Raw genomic sequence first — 25,956 nt, forward strand, 5'->3', positions numbered from 1 at the left:
GGGCGGGATGTTCACACAAGACTCGGACAATTCATGTCGCGAGAATGCGGACACACATCCTCACCACTGTTTGACAATCAATCGACGCGCCGGGGTCCCATCCTCCCCAAGGGAAGGGTGAAGAAATCACACCGGCAGCGCGGTGGAGTACTTCACCTGGCTCAATGCAAAACTCGACTCGATCGAGGCGATGCCGTCGAGCCGTGTCAGCTTGTTCTTCAGGAACGCCTCATAGGAGGAGAGGTCCGCGGCGACGACGCGCAGGAGGTAGTCGCGGTTGCCCGTCATCAGATAGCACTCCAGCACTTCGTCCCATTTGGAGATCGCGCGGGCGAAGCGGTTGAGGTCTTCCTCCTTCTGCCGCGCGAGCTTGATCGAGATGAACACGCTGACGTGAAGCCCGAGCGATTTCTGATCGACGGTCGCGATGTAGCGGCTGATCACGCCGCGCTCTTCGAGGAGTTTCACTCGCCGGTGGCAAGGCGACACTGATAGGCCGACCTTGTCGGCGAGCTCCTGCATGGTCATGCGACCGTCGGTCTGGAGCAGGCTGAGGATCTTGCGGTCGATGGCATCCAGAGTGGGCATTGGGATGAACTCGTTCAGTGAGGGCAGGGCGTGGCAAATTATCCCAAATTTGCCTGTGCTGTCGCGAGGATTTGAGATTTAAGCTCTCTTTGCCGGCGGTATCATCGGCAACATCGCTCTGGAGCTTTGCCATGGGAATCGCGCCCGAACGCCTCGAAACGCTGTCCGCCTTGACCCGCAAGGTGCTCTGGCTGTCGTCGTGGACGATCCATCACGCCAACCATGTCAGGCCGAACACGGATGGGCTGAAGGTCGGCGGCCATCAGGCCTCGTCCGCTTCGCTCGCCAACATCATGTCGGCGCTCTATTTCTCGGTGCTGCGCCCGCAGGACCGCGTCGCGGTGAAGCCGCATGCGAGCCCGGTGTTCCATGCGATCCAGTATCTGTTCGGACACCAGACCCGCGAGAAGATGGAGAACTTTCGCGGCTACAAGGGCGCGCAATCCTATCCGTCGCGCACCAAGGATACCGACGACGTCGATTTCTCGACCGGCTCGGTCGGGCTCGGCGTAGCGCAGACGCTGTTCGCCTCGCTGGTGCAGGACTATGTCAAGGCGCATGGCTGGATGCAGGACCGGCCCGAGGGCCGGATGATCGCGCTGGTCGGCGACGCCGAGATGGACGAGGGCAATATTTTCGAGGCGCTGCTGGAGGGCTGGAAGCACGGGCTGCGCAACACCTGGTGGGTGGTCGACTACAACAGGCAGTCGCTCGATGCCGTGGTGCGCGAAGGGCTGTGGGCCAAGTTCGAGACCATGTTCCGCAACTTTGGCTGGGACGTAGTGATCGTGAAATACGGCAAGCTGATGCAGGACGCCTTTGCCGAGCCGGGCGGCGAGGCGTTGCGGCGCTGGATCGACAATTGTCCGAACCAGATGTATGCGGCGCTCTGCTTCCAGGGCGGTGCGGCGTTCCGAAAGCATCTGCAGGACGACATCGGCGACCAGGGACCGGTCTCGCAATTGATCGATCGCCGCAGCGACGAGGAATTGCTTGCGCTGATGTCGAATCTCGGCGGCCATGACATGGCGAGCATGCTCGAGGCCTTTGAATCCATCGATCACGATCGTCCGGTCTGCTTCATCGCCTACACTATCAAGGGTGTCGGGCTGCCGTTCCAGGGTCACAAGGACAACCATGCCGGCTTGATGACGGTGGCGCAGATGGAGAAGTGGCGCGCGAGCCAGAACATCCGCCCCGGCCATGAATGGGACAGGTTCGAGGGCCTGGCGCTGGACACAGCGAAGCTCGAGGCCTTCCTGGCCGAGGCGCCCTTCAACCGCGAAGGCCGCCGCCGCCTGTCGGCACCCGCCATCGAGGTGCCCGAGCGCCTTGCATTCAAGGTTTCAGCGCAGATGTCGACGCAGCAGGGTTTCGGCCTCGTGCTCCACGAACTCGCGCGCGGCGAGAGCGCCCTGGCTTCGCGCATCGTGACCGCATCGCCTGACGTGACGGTGTCGACCAATCTCGGCGGCTGGGTGAACCGCCGCGGCCTGTTTGCGAAGGCGGAAAATCACGACCTGTTCCGGCAGGAGAAGATCCCCTCGACCTACAATTGGGATTTTTCGCCGAAGGGCCAGCACATCGAACTCGGTATTGCCGAGATGAACCTGTTCATCATGCTCTCGGCGCTCGGCCTGTCGCACCAGATCAATGGCGAGCGGCTGCTGCCGGTCGGCACGCTCTACGATCCCTTCATCGAACGCGGCCTCGATGCGCTGAACTATGCCTGCTACCAGGACGCGCGCTTTATGGTGGCGGCGACGCCGGCCGGCGTTTCGCTGGCGCCGGAGGGCGGCGCGCATCAGTCGATCAAGACACCGCTGATCGGGATCGGGCAGGACGGGCTGGCCTCGTTCGAGCCAGCCTTCGTCGACGAACTTTCGGTCATCATGGCCTTCGGCTTCCAGCACATGCAGCGCGAGGGCGCCGAGGGTGGCTCGGTCTATCTGCGGCTTTCGACCCGCACGATCGAGCAGCCGCAGCGGATCATGACGCTGGACCTGCAGCGCGACATCACCGAGGGCGCGTACTGGCTGCGCAAGCCGGGGCCGAATTGCGACCTCGTGATTGCCTATACCGGGACGGTCGCACCGGAGGCGATCGAGGCCGTTGGCCTGATTGGCGAGAGCCATCGCGACGTCGGTCTGCTCGCGGTCACCTCAGCCGACCGGCTCTATGCGGGGTGGTCCGCCGCACGGAATTTGCGCCGCGACCGGCGCGGTGTGCAGCATTTGAGTCATATCGAGCAGTTGCTGGCGTCGCTCGGCCGGGACTGCGGCATCGTGACCGTGATCGACGGCCATCCAGCCTCGCTCGGCTGGCTCGGCGGCGTGCGCGGCCATCGCGTTGAGGCGCTCGGGGTGGAGCATTTCGGCCAGACCGGCACGATTGGCGACCTCTACCGCCACTACGGCATCGATGCCAACGCCATTATCGACGCGGCGGAGGGGCTGACCGTCGGGGCCCCGGTTCGGCATCGCAAGATGGCGGTGTGACCTCGCGGAGGCGAAGGCAGCAAGCCTTGCCACCCGTGCGTTCCCGACCTTATATCAGGTGTCGCGCGCGTTGCGGCGCCCCGCACATGGCGGGTTCAATTCCCGGGGCTTTCGTGCAAGGATGCCTGCCGAACGCTTCCGTTCCCCTTTTCCATACGCCCCGCACAAGAGGTTTCCGATGGTCAATCGCATGCAATTCTACATCGATGGCGCCTGGGTCGATCCGGTCGTCAAGAAGTCCACCCCCGTCGTCAACCCGGCGACCGAAGAAGCGATGTATGAGGTTGCGCTCGGCTCCAAGGCCGATGTCGACAAGGCGGTCGCCGCCGCCAAGCGCGCGTTTGTGACCTATTCCCAGACGAGCCGCGAGGAGCGCGTCGCGCTGCTCACCAAGGTCGTCGAGATCTACAAGGGCCGCATGAAGGAGATCGGTGCCGCCGTCTCCGACGAGATGGGCGCGCCGCTACCGATGGCGGAAAAGCTGCAGGCCGGCGCCGGTCTCGGTCATCTCATGAACACCCTCGAAGTGCTGAAGAAGTACGAGTTCGAGGAGACCATGGGCTCGGCGGTCATCGTGCGCGAGCCGGTCGGCGTCGTCGGCATGATCACGCCCTGGAACTGGCCGCTGAACCAGATCGCCTGCAAGGTCGCGCCTGCACTCGCCGCCGGTTGCACCATGATCCTCAAGCCCTCGGAATTCACCCCGACCTCCGCGTTGATCTTCGCCGAGATCCTTCATGAAGCGGGCGTACCGAAGGGCGTGTTCAACCTGCTCAACGGCCTCGGCCCGGAGGTCGGCGCCGCGATGAGCGAGCATCCCGACATCGACATGATTTCGTTCACCGGCTCGACCCGCGCCGGCGTCGATGTGGCTAAACGTGCCGCGCCGACCGTGAAGCGTGTCAGCCAGGAACTCGGCGGCAAGTCGCCGAACGTCATCCTCGACGGCGCCGACCTGACCAAGGCGGTGACCGGCGGCGTGATGCACATGTTCAACAACTCCGGCCAGTCCTGCAACGCGCCGTCCCGCATGATCGTGCCGCTCTCCAAGATGAAGGAAGTGGCAGCGATTGCGAAGGGCGTCGCCGACAAGACCAAGGCCGGCGATCCGCGCGCAGGCGACACCACCATCGGCCCGGTGGTCAACCGCGGCCAGTGGGACAAGATCCAGGCGTTGATCCAGAAGGGCATCGACGAGGGCGCAACGCTCGTCGCCGGTGGCCCGGGCCTGCCCGAGGGCGTCAACAAGGGCTTCTATGTCCGTCCGACGATCTTCGCCGACGTCACCAACGACATGACGATCGCTCGCGAGGAAATCTTCGGACCGGTGCTGACCATTCTCGGCGCCAAGGACGAGGCTGAGGCGGTGAAGATCGCCAATGACACGCCCTATGGTCTCGCCGGTTACGTCTCGGCCGACACCGTGGAAACCGCGCGCCGTGTCGGCCGGCAGATCCGCGCCGGCAACGTCAATCTGCAGGGCGTTCCGAACGAGCGCTCGGCGCCGTTCGGCGGCTACAAGCAGTCCGGCAATGGCCGTGAATGGGGCCGTTATGGTCTGGAGGAATATCTCGAGGCCAAGGCGGTCGCGGGCTACAACGCGGCGTAAATTGACGCGGCGCTCGCGTCGCTTGTGAAGACGAATGCCGGCTTCGCATGAAGCCGGCATTCTCTATTGATGCGAACCCGTTGGCCGAAGCTCGCGTCAATGTTCAGCCGCAATCGCGCGAGAGGACATGAGGCGACCTAACAAGACGTGACAAACAATAACGAAGGGGCGGAACGTGAAGAAACTTTTCATTGCACTTGTCGCGCTGCTTCCGCTCACCGGCACCGTTCAGGCCCAGACGCTCAAGGATCTGATCGCAACCCTCAGGGCGTCATGGGACAAGCCCACCGAGCCGTTCAAGATGATCGACAATGTCTATTATGTCGGCACCGAAGGCCTCGCATCCTATCTGATCACCTCGCCGCAAGGGCATGTCCTGGTCGACACCGTGATGCCAGAAGCGACCTCGCAGATCCGGGCGAACATCGAGAAGCTGGGGTTCAGGGTCTCCGACATCAAATTTCTACTGAACACCCACGCGCATATCGATCACGCCGGCGGCCTGGCTGAGATGAAGCAGGCGACCGGCGCACAGGTGGTTGCAGGCGAAGCTGACAAACCGCTGCTTGAAGGCGGCTATTATCCGGGAGCGCGGGAAGAAACGGTGCTTGCGTTTCCGCCCGTGAAGGTCGATCGCGCAGTTCGCGAAGGCGACACAGTCACCGTGGGCAACGTCACGCTGACCGCCCGTGAAACGCCCGGCCACTCGCCGGGCTGCACGAGCTGGGCGTTTGCGGTGAAGGACGGCGATGCGACGCGCTCGGTTCTGATCTTTTGCAGCGGCACGGTGGCGCTGAACCGCCTCGCCGGCAACCCGACCTATCCTGGGATCGTCGACGACTACAGAAAGACGTTCGCGCGGGCAAAGGACATGAAGGTCGACGTCCTGCTCGCGCCGCACCCGGAAATGTACAAGATGAAGGAGAAGCGCGCGAAGCTCGCCGACGGCGCGCCGAATCCGTTCGTCGATCCCGGCGAATTCACCACCTATGCCGCGACGCTTCAGAAGGCGTTCGAGGAGGCCCTGGTCAAGCAGACCGCCGCGGCACAGGAGAAGAAAGGCTAGATCGGCGCGGGAGGGAGCAGCGTGAGCCTATCCTCCGGGAGCACCCTGCGTATTGACGTAGAGCGCGTAGATCGACTGGCTCGCGGCCATGAACAGGCGGTTGCGCTTCAGGCCGCCGAAGCAGAGATTAGCGCAGCGCTCCGGCAGCGCGATACGCCCGATCATGACGCCGTCGGGCGCGAACACGACGACGCCGTCGAGTTCGGGATCGCCCATGCCCCAGCCGCACCACAAATTACCGTCGATGTCGCAGCGCATGCCGTCCGGCGTGCCGGGGCCGGCGTCGATGAACACGCGCTTGTTGGAGATTTTTGCGCCATCCGACGAAACATCGTATGCGAGGATCTTGCGGTTCGGCACGCCGCGGGATTCCACGACGTAAAGGATCTTCTCGTCCGGCGAGAAGCACAACCCGTTCGGCCCAAGCACGCCCTCGGCGACGATGGTGGCTTTGCCGGTCGCGCCGTCGATGCGGTAGACATTGGCATCGATCTCGGACTCGGACTTATAGCCTTCGTAGTTGCCGAGCAGGCCGAACACCGGGTCAGTGAACCAGATCGAGCCATCGGATTTCACCACGACGTCGTTCGGCGAGTTCAACCGCTTGCCGTCGAAGGACTCGATCAGCACGGTGATCGAGCCGTCGTGTTCGGTGCGCACGACGCGGCGCCCGCCATGCTCGCAGGTGATCAGCCGACCCTGGCGGTCGCGGGTATTGCCGTTGGCGAAATTGGAGGGTTTGCGGAAAATGCTGACCGCGCCGGTCTCCTCTTCCCACTTGATGATGCGCTGATTCGGGATGTCGCTGCAGAGCAGATAGCGCCCGTCGCCGAACCACACCGGCCCCTCGGCCCAGCGCAGGCCGGTGGCCAGCCGCTCAACCGCGGAGAGTTTCAGCCAGTATTTTTCAAAGCGCGGATCGAGTGCGTGAATCGCCGGATCGGGATAATAAGTCGCCGGGCGCCAGCCTGCGGAATGAGCATCGGACATTTGCTGTTCTCGTTGTTGTGTTTGGGTGGTGTTTCCTTGGCGGCTGGTTTGCTATCATTGTCAGGCTGCGGCCGCAATTCGGTCGCAGCGAAACAGAAAGGGCGAGGGACGCAATGCCACGCATATTGATGACCGGCGCGTCGGGGGGAATCGGCACGAGCTTGCGTAGGCTGTTGCCGTCGATCTATCCAGATTTGCTGCTGAGCGATCTGAAGCCGCCGGCCGATCTCGGCAAGGGTGAAAAATTCGAGGCGGCGGATCTTGCCGACCTCGCGCAGGTCGAGGCGATCTGCGATGGCGTCGACGGTATCCTGCATTTCGGTGGCTACTCGGTCGAAGGCCCCTGGGATTCCATCCTGCAATCCAACATCATCGGTTGCTATAATCTTTTCGAAGCCGCACGGAAAAAGGGTGTCAAGCGAGTGATCTTCGCATCCTCCAACCACGCCGTCGGCTTCTATCCGCGCCATCACCGCATCGGCACCGACGTCACCGCGCGGCCGGACAGCCGCTATGGCGTCAGCAAGGTATTCGGCGAGGCGCTCGGCGCGCTCTATGCCGACAAGCACGGGCTCAAGGTCACCTGCCTCCGGATCGGCAATTTCGGGGACAGGCCGCTGGACCACCGCAGGCTCTCGATCTGGCTCAAGCCCGAGGACCTCGTGCAGCTCTGCCGCATCGGGCTCGAGCATCCCGATATCCACTTCGAAATCCTCTATGGCGCCTCCTATAATGAGCGCTCGTGGTGGGACAATCACCGCGCCTATGATCTGGGCTATCGCCCGACCGGCCGGGCCGAGGATTTTCGCGAGCACGCGATGGTCGAGCAGGCCAAGCTGCCCCCGGATCCGGTCGGCGACTATTTCCAGGGCGGCACTTTCTGCGGCATGGAGTTCGACGGGGACAGGAGCGGGATCATCGACTGGAGCAAACGCTAGCGTCTGGCCTCGTTGCCGGCGATCCGGGTGAGGTAGTCTGACTTGCTGTACTGCATGTGATCGACGCAGAGCTGCGCCAGTGCCCAGTTGTCGCGGCCTTTCAGGAGTTCGATCATCAATTCATGCTGTCGTCGCGAGAGCGCGAGACCCTCGCTGTCGGCGAGGTTTTTGGCGCGCATCGGTAGCGTCAGGTTCATGTAGTCCTGCAGCGAGCGGACCAGGTAGGGGTTGCCGCAGGCCGAGAACAGCGCGAGATGGAACGCATCGTTGGTTTCGTGGATGCCGCGCATGTCCTGCGCGTCGGCCTTGGCGCAATATTGCCGCTGCAACTCGCTCAGTTGTTCGATCAGGTGCGCCGGCACGGGCAGGCCGATCATCAGCGCCGTCTGCCGCGTCAGCATTTCCCGCACCTCGTAAATCTGCCGCACCTCCTCGGCCGAGTAGAACCGCACGGTGGCGCCGACATTCTTTTCGCGCAGCACGATGCCCTGGCGTTCGAGCTGGAACAGGGCCTGGCGCACGAAATGCCGGCTCGCGCCGTAGCGCTGCATCAGCGTGTCCTCGACCAGCCGCAGGCCCGGCGCGAAGCGGCCAAAGATGATGTCCTCTTCCAGCCGGCGGATCACTTCCGCTTGTTCCTCCTCACGCGAGGGGGCCTGGATATCCGGTGATGCGGCCTGGGCTTTCATATCGCGTTCACTGTGAAATCGGCACCTGACGTCAACATGGTGCGAAGGTCATTGTCAATAATGGGTGCGATTTCGCCGCAGGCAGGCCAAATTCTGGCGTCGGATTATCTCATATTGACAATAATTCCCTCCGCTCCTTAAGTGCGGGCGGACAACCACAGGAAACAAGAAAATGGCCGAAGGACTTCGCAAGGGACTGACGAGCTATGGCGACGCTGGCTTCTCGCTGTTCCTGCGCAAGGCTTTCATCAAGGCGATGGGATATTCGGACGATGCGCTCAACCGACCTATCGTCGGCATCACCAACACCTATAGCGACTACAATCCCTGCCACGGTAACGTGCCGCAGATCATCGAAGCGGTGAAGCGGGGCGTCATGTTGAGCGGCGCGATGCCGTTTGTATTCCCCACCATTTCGATTGCCGAAAGCTTTGCGCATCCGACCTCGATGTATTTGCGCAACCTGATGGCGATGGATACGGAGGAGATGATCCGCGCCCAGCCGATGGATGCGATCGTCGTGATCGGCGGCTGCGACAAGACCTTGCCGGCGCAGATCATGGCGGCCGTCAGCGCCGATCTGCCGACTGTCGTGATCCCGGTCGGGCCGATGGTGGTTGGCCATCACAAGGGCGAGGTGCTCGGCGCCTGTACCGATTGCCGCAGGTTGTGGGCCAAGTATCGCGCGGGTGAGATCGACGACAACGAGATCGAGGCAGTGAACGGCCGTCTCGCGCCGTCGGTCGGCACCTGCATGGTGATGGGCACGGCGTCCACGATGGCCTGCGTCACCGAGGCGCTTGGCCTGTCGCTGCCGATGAGTGCCACGATTCCGGCGCCCCATGCTGAGCGGTTTCGATCCGCGGAGGCAAGCGGCCGCGTTGCCGCCGCGATGGCGAAGTCGAAGGGGCCGAAGCCGAGCGAGATCCTGACCCCTGGCTCGTTCCGCAACGCTCAGGTCGTCATGCAGGCGATCGGCGGGTCGACTAACGGCCTCATTCACCTGACTGCGATCGCCAACCGCACGTCGTATAGGATCGACCTTGAGGCCTTCGACAAACTCGGGCGCGAGGTGCCGGTGCTGGTCGACCTGAAGCCGTCGGGCGAACATTACATGGAGCATTTCCATCATGCCGGAGGCGTGCCGAAGCTGATGGCGCAGCTTGGCAACCTCATCGATCTCGACGCCAGGACCATCACCGGCCAGACGCTGCGCGACGTCGTTGCGGCTGCTGAGGAAGTGCCGGGGCAGGACGCGATCCGTTCGACGGCCGATCCGATCAAGTCCCAAGGCGCGATGGCCATCCTGCATGGCAACCTCGCGCCGCGCGGCGCCGTGATCAAGCAGTCGGCGGCGAGCCCGAAGCTGCTGCAACATACCGGCCGTGCCGTGGTGTTTGAATCGATCGAGGACATGACGCTGCGCGTCGATGATCCTGCGCTGGAGGTTACTGCCGACGACGTGCTGGTGCTGCGCAATGCCGGTCCCAGGGGGGCTCCGGGCATGCCGGAAGCAGGCTATCTGCCGATCCCAAAAAAACTCGCGCGCGCCGGCGTGAAGGACATGGTGCGCATCTCGGACGCGCGGATGAGCGGCACCGCGTTCGGTACCATCGTGCTGCACATTACGCCGGAGTCCGCCGTAGGCGGTCCGCTGGCGCTGGTGAGGAGCGGCGACATGATCCGGCTCGATGTGCAGAAGCGCAGTATTGATCTGCTGGTCGATGAGGCTGAACTGCAGAGGCGCCGCGCCGATCTGCCGCCCGCGAAAACCCCTGAATGGGCCAGGCGCGGCTACGCGCATCTCTTCAACGAAACGATCCTGCAGGCCGACGAAGGCTGCGATTTCGATTTCATGCGCGCCAAAGGAAAATAGGCGACGCCTTTTCCCGAACGGCCGAATTATCGATAATTGCCGCAGTGCATCGGCTTTCTGAGCGCCACCGCAGGCGTATCCCCTTGTTTTATTGACAATCCCGCAGAACTGATGGGATGATCGCGGCAATGAAAAACAGGGGAGGGGTCACGATGGGCAATCCAGCCAAGATCATCCGGGCAGCCTTTGCCGGGGCAGCATTGCTGCTGCCCGCAAGCGCAGGAGCGCAAGAGGTCAAGCACTATCGCTTTGCCTACGACCAGCCGCGCAACACCGGCTATTCGATCGCCGGCGATCTGTTTGCCGACAAGCTCAAGGAATTGAGCAAAGGCACCATGATCATCGATCAATATCCCGGCGCTCAGCTCGGCCAGGAGCCGCAGGTCCTGCAGCTCGTGAAGTCCGGCGACGTCGAGTTTTCGATCATCTCCTCGGCCAACACTGCGACGATCTCGCCGCAGGCCGGCGTCATGTCGCTGCACTTCCTGTTCCGCGACGAAAATCACGTGATCAAGGGATTGGCCGACCCCAGGGTGTTCGAAGCGCTCAAGACAATGATCGACGAGACCACGCAGGGCCTGCACGTGATCGCGACCGGCTCGCAAGGTGTGCGGCACATGTACAGCAAGAAGGAAATCCACAACGTCGGCGACATCAAGGGGCTGAAGGTCCGTGTGCAGGCGACTGCGACCGAGGACACCATGTTCCCCGCCTACGGTGCGCAGACCGTGCATATGCCGTTCGGCAGCGTTTACACCTCTCTGCAAACAGGTGTGGTCGACGTCGCCGAGAACAGCATCAACGTCTACCTCGTCAACAAGCACTACGAGGTGGCGCCGGTGCTGAACATCACCGAGCACGAGGCCAACAACGCACTGGTATTCGTCTCGGACAAGCTCTGGCAGAGCCTCTCGGCCGAACAGAAGCAATGGGTGCAAACGGCAGCGAACGAGATCAGCGCCAAGGAGCCGGCCAAGGCCTTTGAGCTCGAAAGGACCGCTGCCGCCAAGCTCAAGTCGATCGGAGTCAAGATCGTCGGCGACGTCGACAAGAAGAGTTTTACCGCGGTCGCCGACCCCTATCTCGACAAGCTGGCGAAGGAGCTCGGCCCGCATGCGGTGAAGGTCAAGGATCTGATCCGCTCGATCAACTAGTTCCTCATGGTGAGGCAGCCGCTCCTCAGGATGAGGGGCAATCGTCCTGACAAACCTGCCTTTGGAGTGACAATGGCCATCGCCGACAGACTGGTGCTGCAGCGGCAGCGGCATCTGAAATGGCGATCGCTCGACCGGCTCGAAGGCATCCTGATGGTGCTTTGCGGCCTGCTGTGCTTCGGCTTCTCGCTTTCCGTCACCGCTGACATCGTCACCCGCACAATCGGCCATCCCTGGCTGTGGCTGCAGGAGGTGACCTCGACGCTGTTCATCTACGCGATCTTCATCGGTACCGCGGCCGCGACGCGGCGCAATGACCACCTCTATCTCACCGCCATCTCGGAAGCGATGCATGGCACACCGCGACTGATCGTCGAGATCGTGATCCGCATTGCGGTGCTGGGCGTAGCGTTCTGCCTGATCTGGTATGGCTATCTCAACTACCTCCGCGGCTTCGGCAGTTTCCGCCTGCCGTCGGGAACGCCGATCGCCTCGCTGTATGCCGTGATCCCGCTGTCCGGCATCCTGATCGGCCTGTTTACGATCGAGCAACTCGTCAACGGCATCCGCAACGGCTTTGACCATCCCGAACCACCGGATGAGGATCTCGCAATCCCCTCTGACGTACGGGGGGGAGCGCAGCCGTGAGCGCACCCATCATCCTTGGGTTGATGTCGTTCTGCTTCCTGTTCTTCGGCTATCTCGGCGTGCCCGTGCCCTTCTCACTGATGGCCGGCGTCTTCATCGGCGCACTGCTTGCAGATGTGTCGCTAGCCGCGATCATCCAGAAGATCTTTGATGGCGTCGATTCCGAGGCGCTGCTGGCGATCCCGTTCTTCCTCCTGGTCGGCGAGCTCATGAGCTCGGCGAACGTCGTGGTCCGCATCGCCAATCTCTCAATATCGCTCGTTGGCCATATCAGGGGCGGGCTGTCGCAGGTCGTCGTGGTTTTCAGCATGTTCTTCTCGGAAATGTCGGGTTCGACCACTGCCGACGTCGCGGTGATGAGCCGGGCGCTCGGCGGACCGATGAAGCGGGAAGGCTATGAACCGGCCTTCATTGCAGCGATCATCGCCTCCGCCTCGACCATCGCCGCGCTGGTGCCGCCGAGCATCACGGCGGTCGTCTACGGGGCGGTCGGCAACGTCTCGATCGCCGGCCTGTTCATGGCGGGCGTGGTGCCCGGGTTGATGATCGGCTTTGGGCTGATGATCTTCTGCTACTTCTTCGGGCCCTCCGGCCTGCGCAAGCCGCGGGCGCCGCTTCGGCAGATCGCCTTCGCTGCGGGTGACGCGGCGTTGCCGCTGATGATCCCGGTGATCCTGCTCGGCGGCATCCTCACCGGCTGGTTCACGCCGACGGAAGCCGGCGTGGTGGCGGTGGCCTGGATCATCATCGTCGTGATTCCTGCGCTGAATCGCGGGCACCTCAAGAAGATTCCGTACGACTTCTGCCTCGCCGGCCTGATCTTCTCGCTGCCGCTGATCACGATCGGCGCCGCCAATGCATTCGGCTGGATGCTGGCGTATCTGCGCGGCGCGATCTACATCGCCGACTGGATCACCTCGATCGCCGGCAACGATCCGCACCTCATCATGCTGTTGATGGTGCTGCTCTTCACCGTGGTCGGCGACTTCATCGAGCCAGTGCCGACCATCATCATCTTCATGCCGCTGGTGAACGCGCTGACCCAGGCTGGCGACATCAACGGCGTCCATATGGGCGTGGTGCTGATCGCAACCCTTGCCTTCGGCTTGATCACGCCGCCCTACGGGCTCGTGCTGCTGATGGCGTCGAAATTCGTCGGCATCAGTTTTGCGAAGGCGCTGCGCGCGGCGCTGCCGATCTATGTCGTGTTCCTGGTCACCATCACCTTCACGATCTATTTCCCGAAGGTCGTGCTGTGGCTGCCCAAGCAGGTGATCCCGGAATCGGTCGGCTGCTTCAAGGCGCCGGGCGGCACCGGTTACATCTGTCCGAATTAGAAGCATTATCGATTCTGATTGGACGCGTTTTCTTCACGCGAACCGGTATCCACTTCGCTCGAAAACGCTATCGGGCGCCGCCTATTTCGATTTGTTCGTAAACTTTTTCACCGCGACGCGGAACTCCTCGGTGTTCATGCAGCCGATGATGGCGTCGCGTTCGGCGTCGAGCTGGGCTTCGATCGGCGTAGTCGGCGCCTGATGGATCAGCGCCTTGGTGGCCGCGAGTCCGCCCGGTGCGTTCTGCGCAAGCCGAAGCGCGAAGTCGCGGGTCGCCGCCTTCAGTTCGGCGGCGGGCACCACCTTGGCGACGAGACCCCATTGCTGGGCCTGTTGGGCGGTAAAGCTGTCCTCGGCGAGGAAGATCTGCAGTGCGCGGCGCGGACCGACGCTGGCGGCAAGGCCGACCGTGCCGCCGCCGTCGGGCGAGACGCCGATCTTGGCATAGGCCGGGGTGAAGCGGGCATCCTCCGCGGCGATGCAGAGATCGGCGACGAAGGCCAGCGACAGGCCAGCGCCGGCGGCCGAGCCGTGGACGCTCGCCAGCACGAGCTTCGGCATCCGCCGCAGCGCGGCGATGAAGGCGTGATAGTGCTGCAGCATCTCGCCGACCACGGGTGCGATGTTGTTGGCTTCGGCGGCCGCGCCGATCGTCTGCAGGTCGCCGCCGGCGCAGAACGCGCGGCCTTCACCCTCGATGACGAGCACGCGGATATCCTTGTTGGCTTCGACCTCCGCGCCGAGCTGTTCGAGCTTCTTTGCGATCGACAGGTCGATCGCATTGAAGGCGGCGGGCCGGTTCAGCGTCATGGTCGCGACGGGACCGTCGATCCGGAGCAGGGCGGGGTCACCGGCAGGGGGGATGGCGGGTGCGGGCATGCGAAAACCTCGGGCTGGATGCTTTCGGCATCTAAGGCACTGACGGAAGAGGTGGCAATCGAGCCTGCGATGTCAAGCGCGGCGTTTGTCCTTCCCGATTTGAACGGGACCCCCTTGCCTTGGGCCGAGCCATGAGGCCAAATGGACACGCCTTCGGTACGCGGACACGAGCGCTGTGGGGACGGGGCAAGCAAGCTAACATCGGCGGAGAGGAAAACGGCATGGGTCACTCCTGCACGCTCGTATTTGGGTTGTTCCGATGACAAAGAGCGCAGTCATCATCGTGGGCGCCGGGCATGCCGGCTTCCAACTCGCCGCGTCGTTGCGCCAAAACGGCTTCGCCGAGCGCATCGCGCTGATCAATGATGAAGGACATCTGCCCTATCAGCGGCCGCCTTTGTCGAAGGCCTATCTCAAGGGAACCGGCGGGCCCGACAGCCTGATGTTTCGTCCAAGCAAGTTCTATCAGGACAACACGATCGAGCTCACTACCGATCGCGCCATCGCGATCGACCGCGTCGCGCGTAAGGTCGAACTCGCCTCCGGCGCCTTGCTCGACTACGGCCATCTGGTGTTCGCGACCGGTGCGCGGAACCGGCTGCTCGATATTCCCAACGCGGAGCTGGAATCGGTGCGCTACTTGCGCACACTCGACGAGAGCGAGGCGCTGCGGCAGGTGATCACTCCCGGCAAGCGCGTCGTCGTGATCGGCGCCGGTTTCATCGGGCTCGAATTCGCCGCCACTGCGCGCGCCAAGGGGCTCGAAGTCGACGTCGTCGAACTCGCCACGCGCGTGATGGCGCGCGCCGTGACCGCGGAGATTTCCGAATTCTCGCAGTCCCGCCATACCGCGGCTGGAATCCGCATTCACCTCGGCGTCCAGGTGACGGGTATCGAGGCTGACGGCGCAAAAGTCGTCGGCGTCAGCCTGAGCAACGGCACGCATATCCCGACCGATCTCGTCGTCGTCGGTGTCGGCGTGCTGCCGAACGTCGAACTCGCCGCCGGGGCCGGGCTGCCTGTCGCGTCCGGCATCATCGTTGACGAATATCTGGCAACCGCCGATCCCCACGTCTCCGCGATCGGCGACTGCGCGCTCTATACCAGCAAGCGCTTCGGCGGATCGCTGCGGCTGGAATCGGTGCAGAACGCTACCGACCATGCGCGCTGCGTCGCATCGCGCCTGACCGGAAAGACCGAGGTCTATGATGGCATGCCGTGGTTCTGGAGCGACCAGGGTCCCGACAAGCTGCAGATGGCCGGACTCACCACGGGCTACGACCGTGTCGTGGTGCGCGGCGACCGCGCACAGGGACAGTTCTCCGCCTTCTGCTACAAGGGCGACAGGCTGCTCGGCATCGAGTCCGTCAATCGCGCCGGCGATCATATGTTCGGCCGCAGGCTGCTTGGCGCAGGGGGCTCGATCACGCCGGAGCAAGCGGCTGACCCGAGCTTCGATCTGAAGAGCGCGCTAAGGTAAATTTGGAGGGTGGGCAACACCGTGGCGCCCACCCTACGCGACGAGCACATCCTCCACATCCTTCGCCGTCGGCATCGACGGTGCGGCGCCCATCCGCTGCACGCAAATCGAGGCGGCCGCGTTGGCGTAGGCGAGCGCATCGCGCAGCGGTTTTCCGCCGGCGAGCTGCGAGGCGAGCGCGCCAACGAAGCAATCGCCGGCGCCGGTCGTGTCGATCGCTTTCACCTCGCGGCCGGGTACGAGCAGCGGTCGCCGCTCGACGAGTGCCAGCACGCCGCGCTTGCCGAGCGTGACGCAGACGATCTTGTCCCGCGTGAAGGCGCGCGCCGCTTCCGCAAAGCGCGCGGGTTCGTCGCTGTCGGAGAGCTCCGTTCCGGTGAGAAAACCGAGCTCGGTCTCGTTGAGGATCAGGATATCGACGAGATCAAGCAACTCTGCATCGGCTTGCTTCGCCGGCGCCGAATTGAGAATCGTGGTGACGCCGGCCGCGCGAGCACGCTTGAAGAAGGCTGCGATCGTCGGTAGCGGGATTTCGAACTGGCTGACCGCGACATCGCCCTTGGCAAATACGGCCGCTGCCACATCATCCGCACTGACCAGCGCGTTGGCGCCGGGCACGACCACGATGGTGTTGTCGGCATCGGCGATGGTGATGATCGCGGTACCGGAATGCGTTCCGGGGGTGTCCTTGACCAAGGCAAGATCGACGCCTTGGGCGGTGAGGAACGTCCTCAACTCTTGTCCGAATGCATCTGTGCCGAGCCGGCCGATCAGCGTGGTCGGTACCCCGAGCTTGGCTGTCGCCACCGCCTGGTTGGCGCCCTTGCCGCCGGGGAAATAGAGCACGGCGTCGCCGGCAACGGTCTCGCCGATCCGCGGATGACGCTCGGCCGTCGCAACCACGTCCATGTTGATGCTGCCAGCGACGAAAACGTGCCCCATCCCTGTTTTCCCCCTGTTTTGTCGAGCACGATCCCTCTCGGAAAACCGGCCTCCATTTTTCCGGATCACGCTCTTCCGGTCAGGCCTTGACCTGAAACTCTTTGCTGATCGCCTCGATATTGGCGAGCGTCGGCAGGCCTGCCTCGTTGCCGAGCTTCTGGATCTTATAGGTCGAGGCCGCGCGCGCGAACTCAAAATGCTCGTGCCAGCCTTTGGCGGGGTTGGCGAGATACGAATAGACGTATGCGCCGTGGAAAACGTCGCCGGCGCCGTTGGTGTCGATGACGCGCTCTCGCGAAATCGGCAGCGCCGGCAGGGTGCGCACTGCGCCCGCCTCGTCATACCAGAGCAGGCCGCGCTCACCCATGGTGACACCGCCGACCCGGCAGCCACGGCTCCTGAGATAGTCGAGCATGCCTTCCGGCGTCTTGTCCATCTGCTCGCAGAGACGCTCGGCGACAATCGCGACATCGATGAATTCGAGCAACTCATGGGTGTTGGTGCGCAGGCCGCCGCCGTCGAGCGAGGTCAGGATGCCGTCCTCGCGACAGAGTTTTGCGTAGTGGATCGCCGCATCCGGCTGGTGGCCGTCGACATGCAGCGCGCGGCAGCCCTTCAGGTTGAGCAGCGGAAAGGGATGGATGTGCTGGTCGTCGCGGCAGCGTACGATCGCGCGCTTGCCGTCATTGGGCATGATGAAGGAGAGCGAGGAGGAGTTAACCTTGCGCGGATGGACCGAGATTGCGTACTTCGCGGCCATGTCCCAGAACATCCGGCCGAGCCAGTCGTTGGCCATGGTGGCGACCAGGTCTGGCACGATGCCGAGCTTGGCGCAGCAAAAGGCCGCCGTCACGGCGTTGCCGCCGAACGAGACCGCATAGGCGTCGGCGACGTGTTTCTCGTCGCCGGTCGGCATGCGGTCAGTGAGGAAGGTGACGTCGATATAGGTCTGTCCGATGAAGAGAGCCTGCATTCGCTTTCCGTCGTGGGTTGGGGTGGTCCCGGCCGGCGATCCAGACTAGCACTGCCGATCTGCCGAGTTCGCTGAAATTATTCGCAACCCTGCGTGGTTTGCCGTTAGAGATGAAGGGACCGAAGGGGCCGAAGATCGTTCCGCAATAACGACCAGCGGCTGTTCGCGGTTCCCCGGCGGCCCGGACGGAAAAGACAACATGCGCAGATTCAAGGAGGTGACCATGATTACCGGTCTTGATCACATCGTCGTCCTGACCGGCGACATCGCAGCCGGCGCGGCCGCCTATGAGACACTGTTTGCGCGGGCGCCCGCCTGGCGCAACAGTGGCGATGGCGCGGAGCGGGTGCTGTTCACCCTCGACAACACCACGCTGGAATTGATGGCCCCGCGTGGGGACGATGCGGCTGCGCAACGCATCCGCGGCGCGCTGGCGACGCAGGGCGAGGGGCTCGCGAGCCTCTGCTTCCGCACCCATGACATCGCGAAAATGCACCGCCGGCTCGATCGGCTGACTCTGAATCCCGAGCCTGTGGTGGAGGTCGAGAGTCGTGACGACATGAGCGGCGCGACGCTGTCGTGGAAGCGAACGCGCACTGCGACCGATGCAACGCGCGGCGTACGCATGTTCTTTCTCGAGCGGGAGAAGGAGCGGCCCTTGTCGGTGCGCACCACGACGGCTTCGATCACCGCGATGGACCATGTGGTCGTCTCAACTGCCGACCCCGAGCGCGCCGCAGCGCTCTACGGCGCGCGGCTCGCGCTCGACATGGCGCTCGACCGCTCGCATCCGGATTGGGGCCGGCTGATGTTCTTCCGCTGCGGCGATCTGATCGTCGAGGTCACCCACAAGCCGGGCGACGCGGAAGCGGACGCGCCGGACCGGCTGCGCGGCGTATGCTGGCGCGTCGCCGACATCGACGCCACTTGGGCGCGGCTGGCTGCCGCCGGCGTCGACGTCTCCGAGGTGCGCACCGGCCGCAAACCCGGCACCCGCGTGATGACGGTCCGCACCGGCACTTGCGGCGTCCCGACGCTGCTGGTGCAGCCATCGCAAGCGAAGGGGATGTGAGGTAGCTTCGCGCTCTCTGCTCCTCGAAGGAGAGATTCGCTCGTCTCGCCCCTTCGGGGAGGATAAAACGGGTGAAGGGTGCATTCGCGATTCAATTCAAACACCAACGAAGATGTGACTAGGCATTCTCGCGACATCATTTGTCCGAGCTTTGCATCATCGTTGTCCCTCCTTGAAGAGTGAGGGCGCAGGGAAAGCCGGGTGCCGATCGCACCCATGGGTCCCGTGCAACAAAAAGCACGGGGGTAGGACCACAGGTGTAACCGGAAACGACCCGGCTTTCCCTGCGCGATGGTTTTACGGCTTACTTCGTGCTCTCCTCGGCGAGACCGGGCTTGGTTGTCACCGTCGCTGCGAAAGAACGAATCCCAAGCAACTTAACGCCAGCCATTGGGGCGTCAGGACCACACGACTTCGCCGTCCGCCTTGGCACGTTCGCCTCGTGTGCCGCAGCGTCCACCGCATCTCAACCCAACACCCGTGACGATGGCGAAGCGCCCCTCAATCGGGTGAGACGGGCGGATTAAACCGCTGATTTGGGCGAATCCGGAAGCGGAATATTTCTCGTGCGACGGCTTGCCTTGTCGGGCAAATCAGTGATCGTGCATGTCCTCACTTGATGCAGTGCCTCCTGGCGCGAATTCGGAATGACGCGCGGACGGCAACACCGCGCAAACTGTCACGACAACATTCGTTCTCAAACGTTGCGTGTCGTGCTACGGTTGTCGATCAGGCATCACTGAGCGATCGATCTTGGCCAAGGCAAAACGAATTCTGAAATGGCAGCGCGACCCCGAGGGGATGCGGCAGCGCATCCTCGATGCGGCAAAGCAGGAATTTTCCGCACACGGGCTCGCGGGCGCGCGCGTCGACCGTATCGCGGCCAAGGCCGGCGCCAACAAGCGCATGCTCTATTATCATGTCGGCAACAAGGAGGATCTCTATCTCGAGGTGCTGGAGGGCGCCTATGAGAAAATCCGAGCCGAGGAGCGTACGCTCGCTCTCGAACATCTCGATCCGCCCGAGGCGATCGCCTGCCTGATCGATTTCACCTGGAACTACTTCCTGCGCAACCCCGAGTTCCTGGCGCTGCTCAACACGGAAAACCTCGCTAAAGCAAAACACCTGAAGCGCTCGACCAAGGTCAAGTCGATGCACTCGCCCTTTGTCGAGATGATCCGCACCGTGGTGACGCGCGGTGTCGCGAGGGGCGACTTCCGCGTCGCGGTCGATCCGGTGCAGCTCTACATTTCGATCGCCGCACTCGCATTCTTCTATCTCTCCAACAGCGCCACGCTGAGCGTGATCTTCGGCCGCGACCTTCTGAAGAAGGACGCGCGCGACGAGCGCCTTGCGCACATGATCGCACTGGTGCTGGCCGCGCTGACCGGCGAATCCACAGCCGTGTTCGGCAGGGCGAAGGCGCCCGCACGGCAGTCGGCGGAACAGCCGGTGGTGTGAGTTCCGGCCTGCCGCGAGCATCATTGCAAGGAGTGGCGCGGCGAAGCCACCGCGTAACCCTGCATAAAGTCTGCGGGGACAGTCGGCGGTAATTTTCATTCTGCGAAACTGCGAATTCGCGACGCGCATTTGCCGCAAGGGAGGGGCTGGACAGTATTTATCCAACGGGTTAATTTTCGCGCCGAATAGAGCAAGGTGCAAGGGAGTGGAGCGTGGCGGAGGCGAAGAGCCCGTCGGGTTTATCAAAGGTGCTGAACGCGGCGTGGGTGCGGCCTTTCCTGTTTCTGGTTGTTATCGTGGCTGCATGGGACCTCGCGATCAGACTGTTCCATATTCCAGCCTATCAGATCCCGTCGCCTGGCGATGTCGTCGCGGTGCTGAAGACCGACTGGCCGGAGCTGCTGCGGCAATCCTGGCCGACGACCTACGCGACGATCTGCGGCTTTCTGCTCTCCGCAGTGTTCGGCATTCCCGTCGCGATGCTGATTGCGGGCTCGAAGACGGTGGAGAGCTACGTCTATCCGCTGCTGGTGTTCTCGCAGTCAGTGCCGAAGATCGCGATCGCGCCGCTATTCGTGGTGTGGTTCGGATTCGGCATCATCCCGAAGGTGATTTCGGCATTCCTGCTCGGCTTCTTTCCGGTGGTCGTCTCCGCGGTGCAGGGCTTCAAGTCTGTCGATCCCGACATGGTCGATCTCGCGCGCGCAATGCAAGGCAGCCGTTTTCAGGTGTTCCGAGCGGTAAACCTGCCGCATGCGATGCCGGCGATCTTTTCCGGTCTGAAAGTGTCGGTGACGCTGGCCGTGGTCGGCGCTGTTGTCGGCGAGTTCGTCGGGTCCAATTCCGGCATCGGCTACGTGATGCAGCGCTCGATCGGCACCTTTGACCTGCCGACGATGTTCGCCGCGCTGGTGATCCTCGCGCTGCTCGGCGTGGTTCTGTTCTGGATCGTGGACCGCATCGAGCGGCTTGTGATCCCCTGGCACGTCAGCCAGCGCGACGACATCATTTTCGCTTCGTAGGTTTATTGCGTAGAAAGAAGAAAGAGCAGCCGTCACTGCAAGGAGCTCGCGACAGAATTGCAAAGCAATTTGCGCTAAAGCCGACGAGGCAATCCATGTCACCATGCGTTGCGTCATGGATTGCCTCGCTTCGCTAGCAATGACGAAAAACAATAACGGGAGGACTATCTGATGCGATTGATCACTGCAGCTTTGGCGACACTGGCCTGGACCGCGCTCGCCGTGGCGCCGGCTTCCGCCGCGGACAAGGTCGTGCTGATGCTGAACTGGTACGTCTACGGCGAGCACGCGCCGTTCTATTACGGCAAGGCCAAGGGAATCTATGCGGCTGAGGGTATCGACCTCGAGATCCAGGAAGGCCGCGGCTCGGCCGCCACGACGCAGGCGGTTGCGGCCAAGACCGCCGATTTCGGCTATGTCGACGTGCCCACCATGATGCGCGCTGCGGTGAAGGGCGCGCCCGTGGTCGCGACCGGCGTGCTGCTGCAGACGAGTCCGATGTCGGCGATGGGCTTTGTCGACAAGAACATCAGGAAGCCCGAGGACATCAAGGGCAAGACGGTTGCGATCACGCCGGCTGACTCGATGACGCAGATCTGGCCGCTGTTCCTGAAGAAGACCGGGCTGAAGGAAAGTGATTTCCACACCGTGGCCGGCGACGGCCAGACCAAGCTCAACGCCGTGATCAATGGCCAGGCCGATCTTCTCCTCGGCTACGTCATGGACCAGTCGATGAAGATCAAGGACGCAACCGGCAAGGACGTCTATCCGATCAAGTTCGCCGATTACGGCATCAACATGGTTTCGTCAGGAATGATCGCGAATTCGGACTATGTGAAGGCTAATGCCGACCTCGTCCGCCGTTTCATGTCGGCCACGACCAAGGCGGTGGAGGCCGCCGAGAAGGACCCGAAGGCCGCGGCGCAATCGATTCTCGACGCCAACCCCAAGGGCGGCAAGATCGACACGCTGACGCAAGGCTTTGAGCTGACGATCCCGCTCTATCGCACCGCCGAGACCAAGGCCAAGCGGCCGTTCCAGGTCACCGACCAGAACATGACCGATACGGTCAACCTGATGGTCGAGTATGGCGGCCTCGATGCCAAGGCGAAGGACAATCCGAAGGCCTTCTACACCAAGGATTATCTGCCGAAGGGCGATTCATGACCGTCATTGCCGGGAGCTCGCGACAAAATTGCAAAGCAATTTTGCGCTGAAGCGAAGAAGCAATCCATCTGTCCACTCGCGGAAACATGGATTGCTTCGCCTCGCTCGCAATGACGACGACAGACGCGTTCAATTGGATAAGACTGTATGAAATCGGCGATGAAGACAGTTGCGGATCAACCAGGCGCACATTTGCGCCTGGTGTCGGACCGCGCAGCCGGCGCCGCGCCGGGCATAAAGCTTTCGGGCGTGTCGAAGACCTATCGTTCGCGCGACGGCGATGTGCCGTCGCTGCGGCCGCTCGACTTCACCATCAATGACGGCGAATTCTTTGTCGTGGTCGGTCCATCCGGCTGCGGCAAGTCCACGCTGCTCAAGATGATCTCGGGCCTGTTGCCGCCGACGACGGGCGAAGTCGTGGTCGATGGCGAGCCCGTCACAAAGCCGCATGGCAATGTCGGCATCGTGTTCCAGAACGCGCTGCTCCTGCCCTGGCGGAACATCCTCTCCAACGTGATGCTGCCGATCGACATGAAACAGCTGCCGCGGGACAAGTATCGAGCCCGCGCCAGGGAGCTCTTGAAGCTGGTCGGGCTCGAGGGTTTTGAGAAGAAGCTGCCCTGGCAGCTCTCCGGCGGCATGCAGCAGCGCGCCTCGATCTGCCGCGCCCTGGTGCACGATCCCAAGATCATGCTGATGGACGAGCCCTTCGGCGCGCTCGACGCGATGACGCGCGAGCGCATGAATGTCGAGCTGATGCGGATCCAGCGTGAGACCGGCAAGACGGTGCTCTTGATCACGCACTCGATTCCGGAAGCGGTGTTTCTCGCTGACCGCGTGCTCGTGATGACCGAACGGCCCGGCGCGATCGCCGCGATCTACGACGTCCCGCTGCCGCGACCGCGTTCGCTGGATTCGATGTCCGATCCCGTCTTCACCGAGCTGGTGCAGCGGATCCGGAAGCATTTCTTCACGCAGGGCACACTGGACTAGGCCAGACCTTCGATGCCGCTTCGCCTCGCTGTTCGCGATATCGCCTTCTTCGAACGTCCGGTCGCCTTTGCCCGGCCGTTCCGCTTTGGCGCGGTCACGATCAATGCCGCAATCCAGATATTCGTGCGGGCCGAGATCGAGGTGGAGGGCAGAGGCAGCGCGATCGGAGCCAGCGCCGAAATGCTGGCGGCCAAGTGGTTCGACAAGCGGCCGCACCTGACGCCGGAAGACACGATCGAGGAGCTCCGCCGCTCGCTGATGATCGCGCGCGAGCTCTATCTGTCGGAGAAGGACCTCGACACGGCGTTCGGCCTGCACGCGAAGTGCATTGGCGCGCAGGCGGCGGCCTGCGCCAAGGACGACATCCCGCCGCTCGCCGCGGCCTTTGGGCCCGCGGAAATCGACAAGGCGATTCTGGATGCGCTGCTACGCGCGGTTGGAGTCGGCTTCTTCGACGGCATGGCGCAAAATATCGCCGGCATCGACGCGCGACTGTCGCCGGATCTCGGCGACACCGAGATCGCGCGCTTTCTCGCCGATCGCAAGCGGCTGGATCGCGTTGCCGTCAGGCACACGGTCGGAATGGACGACCGGATCGATGGCGAGGGCGGCGTTGCCGATCCAAGGGAGAATGCCGGCGCGCGCTACTTCAAGCTCAAGCTGAACGGCGATCCCGCGCATGACGCGGACCGGCTGACGCGGATCGGCCAGGAGCTCGCGACGCTGCCCTATGGCTACAAGGTGACGCTCGACGCCAATGAGCAGTATGCCGATCTCTCCGCGCTGAGCGCGCTTATCGACCGGCTCGATCATGACCGCGCGCTGGCGCCGATCGCGTCCAGGCTTCTCTACTTCGAGCAGCCGATGCCGCGCGATATCACGCGCCAGACCGCGCTCGGCGGGCTGGCCGCGCGTGGTTTCATCATCGACGAAGCCGACGACTCCTACGATGCATTCCCGGCGGCACGCGCGCTGGGCTACCGCGGCATTTCGTCGAAGTCGTGCAAAGGCCTCTACAAGTCGATCGTCAACGCGGCGCGCGCGGCGAAATGGAGCGCCGATGGAGCTGAGTATTTTGTCAGCGGCGAGGATCTGACCTGCCAGCCCGGGCTCGCGGTGCAGCAGGACCTCGCGCTTGGCGCGCTGATCGGTGTCGGCCATGCCGAGCGCAACGGTCATCATTATGTCGACGGATTTGCCGGGACGCCGGCCGGGGAGGCCGACGCCTTCCTCGCGGCCCACTCCGATCTCTACAGGCGCGACGGCGGCACGGTCCGCCTCGCCATCCATGACGGCGATCTCCTGACGGGATCGCTGACCGCACCGGGCTTTGCCAGTTCGGTCCATCCGGATTGGTCCAGCATGCAGCCGTTGCAGCGGCCAACACCACGAGTTTTCCAGGAGCAAGCAGTATGACGACCAAACGCCTCGGCCTGATCATGAATGGCGTCACCGGCCGGATGGGGCTCAACCAGCATCTGATCCGCTCGATCGTCGCGATCCGCGAACAAGGCGGGGTGCTGCTGTCGAACGGCGATCGCATCATGCCAGATCCGATCCTGGTCGGCCGCGATGCCGAGAAGGTCGCAGCGCTGGCAAAGCGCTTCGACATTACACGCTCCACCACCGACCTCGACCGGGCGCTCGCTGACAAGGGCGACACCGTGTTCTTCGACGCCGCGACGACGCAGGCACGTCCCTCGCTGCTGACGAAGGCGATCAATGCCGGCAAGCATGTCTATTGCGAGAAGCCGATCGCGACCAATCTGGAGGAGGCGGTCGCGGTGGTGAAGCTCGCCAACGCGAAAGGCCTCAAGCACGGCACGGTGCAGGACAAGCTGTTTTTGCCGGGCCTGAAGAAGCTCGCCTTCCTGCGCGATTCCGGCTTTTTCGGGCGCATGCTCTCGGTGCGCGGCGAGTTCGGCTATTGGGTGTTCGAGGGCGGCTGGCAGGAAGCGCAGCGGCCGTCCTGGAACTACCGCGCCGAGGACGGCGGCGGCATCATTTTGGACATGGTCTGCCACTGGCGCTACGTGCTCGACAATCTGTTCGGGGAGGTCGAGAGCGTGAGCTGCATCGGCACCACAGACATTCCCGAGCGTTATGACGAGAAGGGCAAGCCCTACAAGGCGACTGCAGACGATTCCGCATACGCGACTTTCAGGCTCAAGGGTGGCGTGATCGCCCACATCAACATGAGCTGGGTCACGCGCGTCTATCGCGACGACCTCGTCACCTTCCAGGTCGACGGCACCCATGGCTCGGCGGTCGCGGGGCTCACCGACTGCATGATCCAGGCGCGCCAGGCGACGCCGCGGCCGGTGTGGAATCCGGACGAGAAGCGGCTGCATGATTTCTATTCCGACTGGCAGAAGCTGCCCGACAACGTCGTTTACGACAATGGCTTCAAGGAGCAGTGGGAAATGTTCATCCGCCACGTCTGCGAGGACGCGCCCTACAAATACACGCTGCTTGAAGGCGCGAAGGGCGTGCAGCTCGCTGAATGCGCGCTGAAGAGCTGGAAGGAGCGGCGCTGGATTGACGTCGCCCCGATCAACCCATGAGGTAGCAGGA

22 protein-coding genes are annotated in these 25,956 nt (G+C 63.1%); 16 read left to right on the forward strand and 6 right to left on the reverse strand.

Annotated features, from left to right (window positions below):
• Positions 1-126: 126 nt before the first annotated feature.
• On the reverse strand, positions 127-588 hold the full coding sequence (locus JQ553_RS14755) for an Lrp/AsnC family transcriptional regulator (protein WP_212500679.1): 462 nt from the start codon (positions 586-588) through the stop codon (positions 127-129).
• A gap of 131 nt (positions 589-719) precedes the next feature.
• Between JQ553_RS14755 and JQ553_RS14760 the strand changes: the two genes are divergently transcribed.
• The 3 genes from JQ553_RS14760 to bla all read left to right on the forward strand — a co-directional run bounded on the left by JQ553_RS14760 (position 720) and on the right by bla (position 5,761).
• Positions 720-3,086: a transketolase gene (locus tag JQ553_RS14760; protein WP_212500680.1), complete on the forward strand. Its 2,367-nt coding sequence runs from the start codon at positions 720-722 to the stop codon at positions 3,084-3,086.
• A 178-nt stretch (positions 3,087-3,264) separates the two neighbouring features.
• Positions 3,265-4,695 carry an aldehyde dehydrogenase family protein gene (locus JQ553_RS14765; protein WP_212500681.1) on the forward strand — a complete coding sequence of 477 codons (1,431 nt, stop codon included), beginning with the start codon at positions 3,265-3,267 and terminating at the stop codon, positions 4,693-4,695.
• A 175-nt stretch (positions 4,696-4,870) separates the two neighbouring features.
• Complete coding sequence (bla, locus tag JQ553_RS14770) at positions 4,871-5,761, forward strand: subclass B3 metallo-beta-lactamase (protein ID WP_212500682.1); 891 nt, start codon at positions 4,871-4,873, stop codon at positions 5,759-5,761.
• Positions 5,762-5,788: 27 nt separating this feature from the next.
• Here the strand turns inward: bla and JQ553_RS14775 are convergent, their stop codons facing one another.
• The gene (locus JQ553_RS14775; RefSeq protein WP_212500683.1) at positions 5,789-6,751 is read right to left on the reverse strand and encodes an SMP-30/gluconolactonase/LRE family protein; all 963 of its coding nucleotides are present in this window, start codon (positions 6,749-6,751) and stop codon (positions 5,789-5,791) included.
• Between the two features lie 113 nt (positions 6,752-6,864).
• Between JQ553_RS14775 and JQ553_RS14780 the strand changes: the two genes are divergently transcribed.
• The gene (locus JQ553_RS14780; protein ID WP_212500684.1) at positions 6,865-7,689 is read left to right on the forward strand and encodes an NAD(P)-dependent oxidoreductase; all 825 of its coding nucleotides are present in this window, start codon (positions 6,865-6,867) and stop codon (positions 7,687-7,689) included.
• On the opposite strand, the gene JQ553_RS14785 is transcribed toward JQ553_RS14780, so the two are convergent.
• Positions 7,686-8,378, reverse strand: coding sequence for a GntR family transcriptional regulator (locus tag JQ553_RS14785; RefSeq protein ID WP_212500685.1), 693 nt, complete (start codon positions 8,376-8,378; stop codon positions 7,686-7,688). The two genes, JQ553_RS14780 and JQ553_RS14785, sit on opposite strands and share 4 nt — an antisense overlap.
• A gap of 172 nt (positions 8,379-8,550) precedes the next feature.
• On the opposite strand from JQ553_RS14785, the gene JQ553_RS14790 reads away from it, so the two are divergent.
• The 4 genes from JQ553_RS14790 to JQ553_RS14805 all read left to right on the forward strand — a co-directional run bounded on the left by JQ553_RS14790 (position 8,551) and on the right by JQ553_RS14805 (position 13,393).
• Positions 8,551-10,254 (forward strand): IlvD/Edd family dehydratase, encoded by a 1,704-nt coding sequence (locus tag JQ553_RS14790; RefSeq protein WP_212500686.1) that lies wholly within the window; start codon positions 8,551-8,553, stop codon positions 10,252-10,254.
• A 152-nt stretch (positions 10,255-10,406) separates the two neighbouring features.
• Positions 10,407-11,408, forward strand: coding sequence for a TRAP transporter substrate-binding protein (locus JQ553_RS14795; RefSeq protein ID WP_249144279.1), 1,002 nt, complete (start codon positions 10,407-10,409; stop codon positions 11,406-11,408).
• Between the two features lie 72 nt (positions 11,409-11,480).
• Positions 11,481-12,056 carry a TRAP transporter small permease gene (locus tag JQ553_RS14800; RefSeq protein ID WP_212500687.1) on the forward strand — a complete coding sequence of 192 codons (576 nt, stop codon included), beginning with the start codon at positions 11,481-11,483 and terminating at the stop codon, positions 12,054-12,056.
• Positions 12,053-13,393: a TRAP transporter large permease gene (locus JQ553_RS14805; RefSeq protein WP_212500688.1), complete on the forward strand. Its 1,341-nt coding sequence runs from the start codon at positions 12,053-12,055 to the stop codon at positions 13,391-13,393. The genes JQ553_RS14800 and JQ553_RS14805 overlap by 4 nt, the downstream gene beginning before the upstream one ends.
• Before the next feature lie 81 nt (positions 13,394-13,474).
• Here the strand turns inward: JQ553_RS14805 and JQ553_RS14810 are convergent, their stop codons facing one another.
• Positions 13,475-14,272 carry an enoyl-CoA hydratase/isomerase family protein gene (locus tag JQ553_RS14810; protein ID WP_212500689.1) on the reverse strand — a complete coding sequence of 266 codons (798 nt, stop codon included), beginning with the start codon at positions 14,270-14,272 and terminating at the stop codon, positions 13,475-13,477.
• Between the two features lie 259 nt (positions 14,273-14,531).
• Between JQ553_RS14810 and JQ553_RS14815 the strand changes: the two genes are divergently transcribed.
• Positions 14,532-15,752, forward strand: a complete 1,221-nt coding sequence (locus tag JQ553_RS14815) for an NAD(P)/FAD-dependent oxidoreductase (RefSeq protein WP_212500690.1) — start codon at positions 14,532-14,534, stop codon at positions 15,750-15,752.
• Between the two features lie 33 nt (positions 15,753-15,785).
• On the opposite strand, the gene rbsK is transcribed toward JQ553_RS14815, so the two are convergent.
• Positions 15,786-16,694: a ribokinase gene (gene rbsK / locus JQ553_RS14820; protein ID WP_212500691.1), complete on the reverse strand. Its 909-nt coding sequence runs from the start codon at positions 16,692-16,694 to the stop codon at positions 15,786-15,788.
• 79 nt (positions 16,695-16,773) lie between these two features.
• The gene (locus JQ553_RS14825; RefSeq protein WP_212500692.1) at positions 16,774-17,667 is read right to left on the reverse strand and encodes a sugar kinase; all 894 of its coding nucleotides are present in this window, start codon (positions 17,665-17,667) and stop codon (positions 16,774-16,776) included.
• A 223-nt stretch (positions 17,668-17,890) separates the two neighbouring features.
• On the opposite strand from JQ553_RS14825, the gene JQ553_RS14830 reads away from it, so the two are divergent.
• The 7 genes from JQ553_RS14830 to JQ553_RS14860 all read left to right on the forward strand — a co-directional run bounded on the left by JQ553_RS14830 (position 17,891) and on the right by JQ553_RS14860 (position 25,946).
• Positions 17,891-18,739, forward strand: coding sequence for a VOC family protein (locus JQ553_RS14830; protein ID WP_212500933.1), 849 nt, complete (start codon positions 17,891-17,893; stop codon positions 18,737-18,739).
• Between the two features lie 753 nt (positions 18,740-19,492).
• Positions 19,493-20,200 carry a TetR/AcrR family transcriptional regulator gene (locus JQ553_RS14835; protein ID WP_212500693.1) on the forward strand — a complete coding sequence of 236 codons (708 nt, stop codon included), beginning with the start codon at positions 19,493-19,495 and terminating at the stop codon, positions 20,198-20,200.
• 212 nt (positions 20,201-20,412) lie between these two features.
• Positions 20,413-21,222 (forward strand): ABC transporter permease, encoded by an 810-nt coding sequence (locus tag JQ553_RS14840; RefSeq protein ID WP_212500694.1) that lies wholly within the window; start codon positions 20,413-20,415, stop codon positions 21,220-21,222.
• A gap of 168 nt (positions 21,223-21,390) precedes the next feature.
• Positions 21,391-22,389 carry an ABC transporter substrate-binding protein gene (locus JQ553_RS14845; RefSeq protein ID WP_409363067.1) on the forward strand — a complete coding sequence of 333 codons (999 nt, stop codon included), beginning with the start codon at positions 21,391-21,393 and terminating at the stop codon, positions 22,387-22,389.
• Between the two features lie 159 nt (positions 22,390-22,548).
• The gene (locus JQ553_RS14850) at positions 22,549-23,382 is read left to right on the forward strand and encodes an ABC transporter ATP-binding protein (RefSeq protein ID WP_409363064.1); all 834 of its coding nucleotides are present in this window, start codon (positions 22,549-22,551) and stop codon (positions 23,380-23,382) included.
• 12 nt (positions 23,383-23,394) lie between these two features.
• Positions 23,395-24,798 carry a hypothetical protein gene (locus JQ553_RS14855; RefSeq protein WP_212500697.1) on the forward strand — a complete coding sequence of 468 codons (1,404 nt, stop codon included), beginning with the start codon at positions 23,395-23,397 and terminating at the stop codon, positions 24,796-24,798.
• Positions 24,795-25,946: a Gfo/Idh/MocA family protein gene (locus JQ553_RS14860; RefSeq protein ID WP_212500698.1), complete on the forward strand. Its 1,152-nt coding sequence runs from the start codon at positions 24,795-24,797 to the stop codon at positions 25,944-25,946. Before JQ553_RS14855 ends, JQ553_RS14860 begins: the two co-directional genes overlap by 4 nt.
• The last annotated feature ends 10 nt before the right edge of the window (positions 25,947-25,956 follow it).

Origin of the sequence: Bradyrhizobium lablabi, assembly GCF_018131005.1 — a bacterium.
Taxonomy (GTDB): Bacteria; Pseudomonadota; Alphaproteobacteria; order Rhizobiales; family Xanthobacteraceae; genus Bradyrhizobium; species Bradyrhizobium lablabi_D.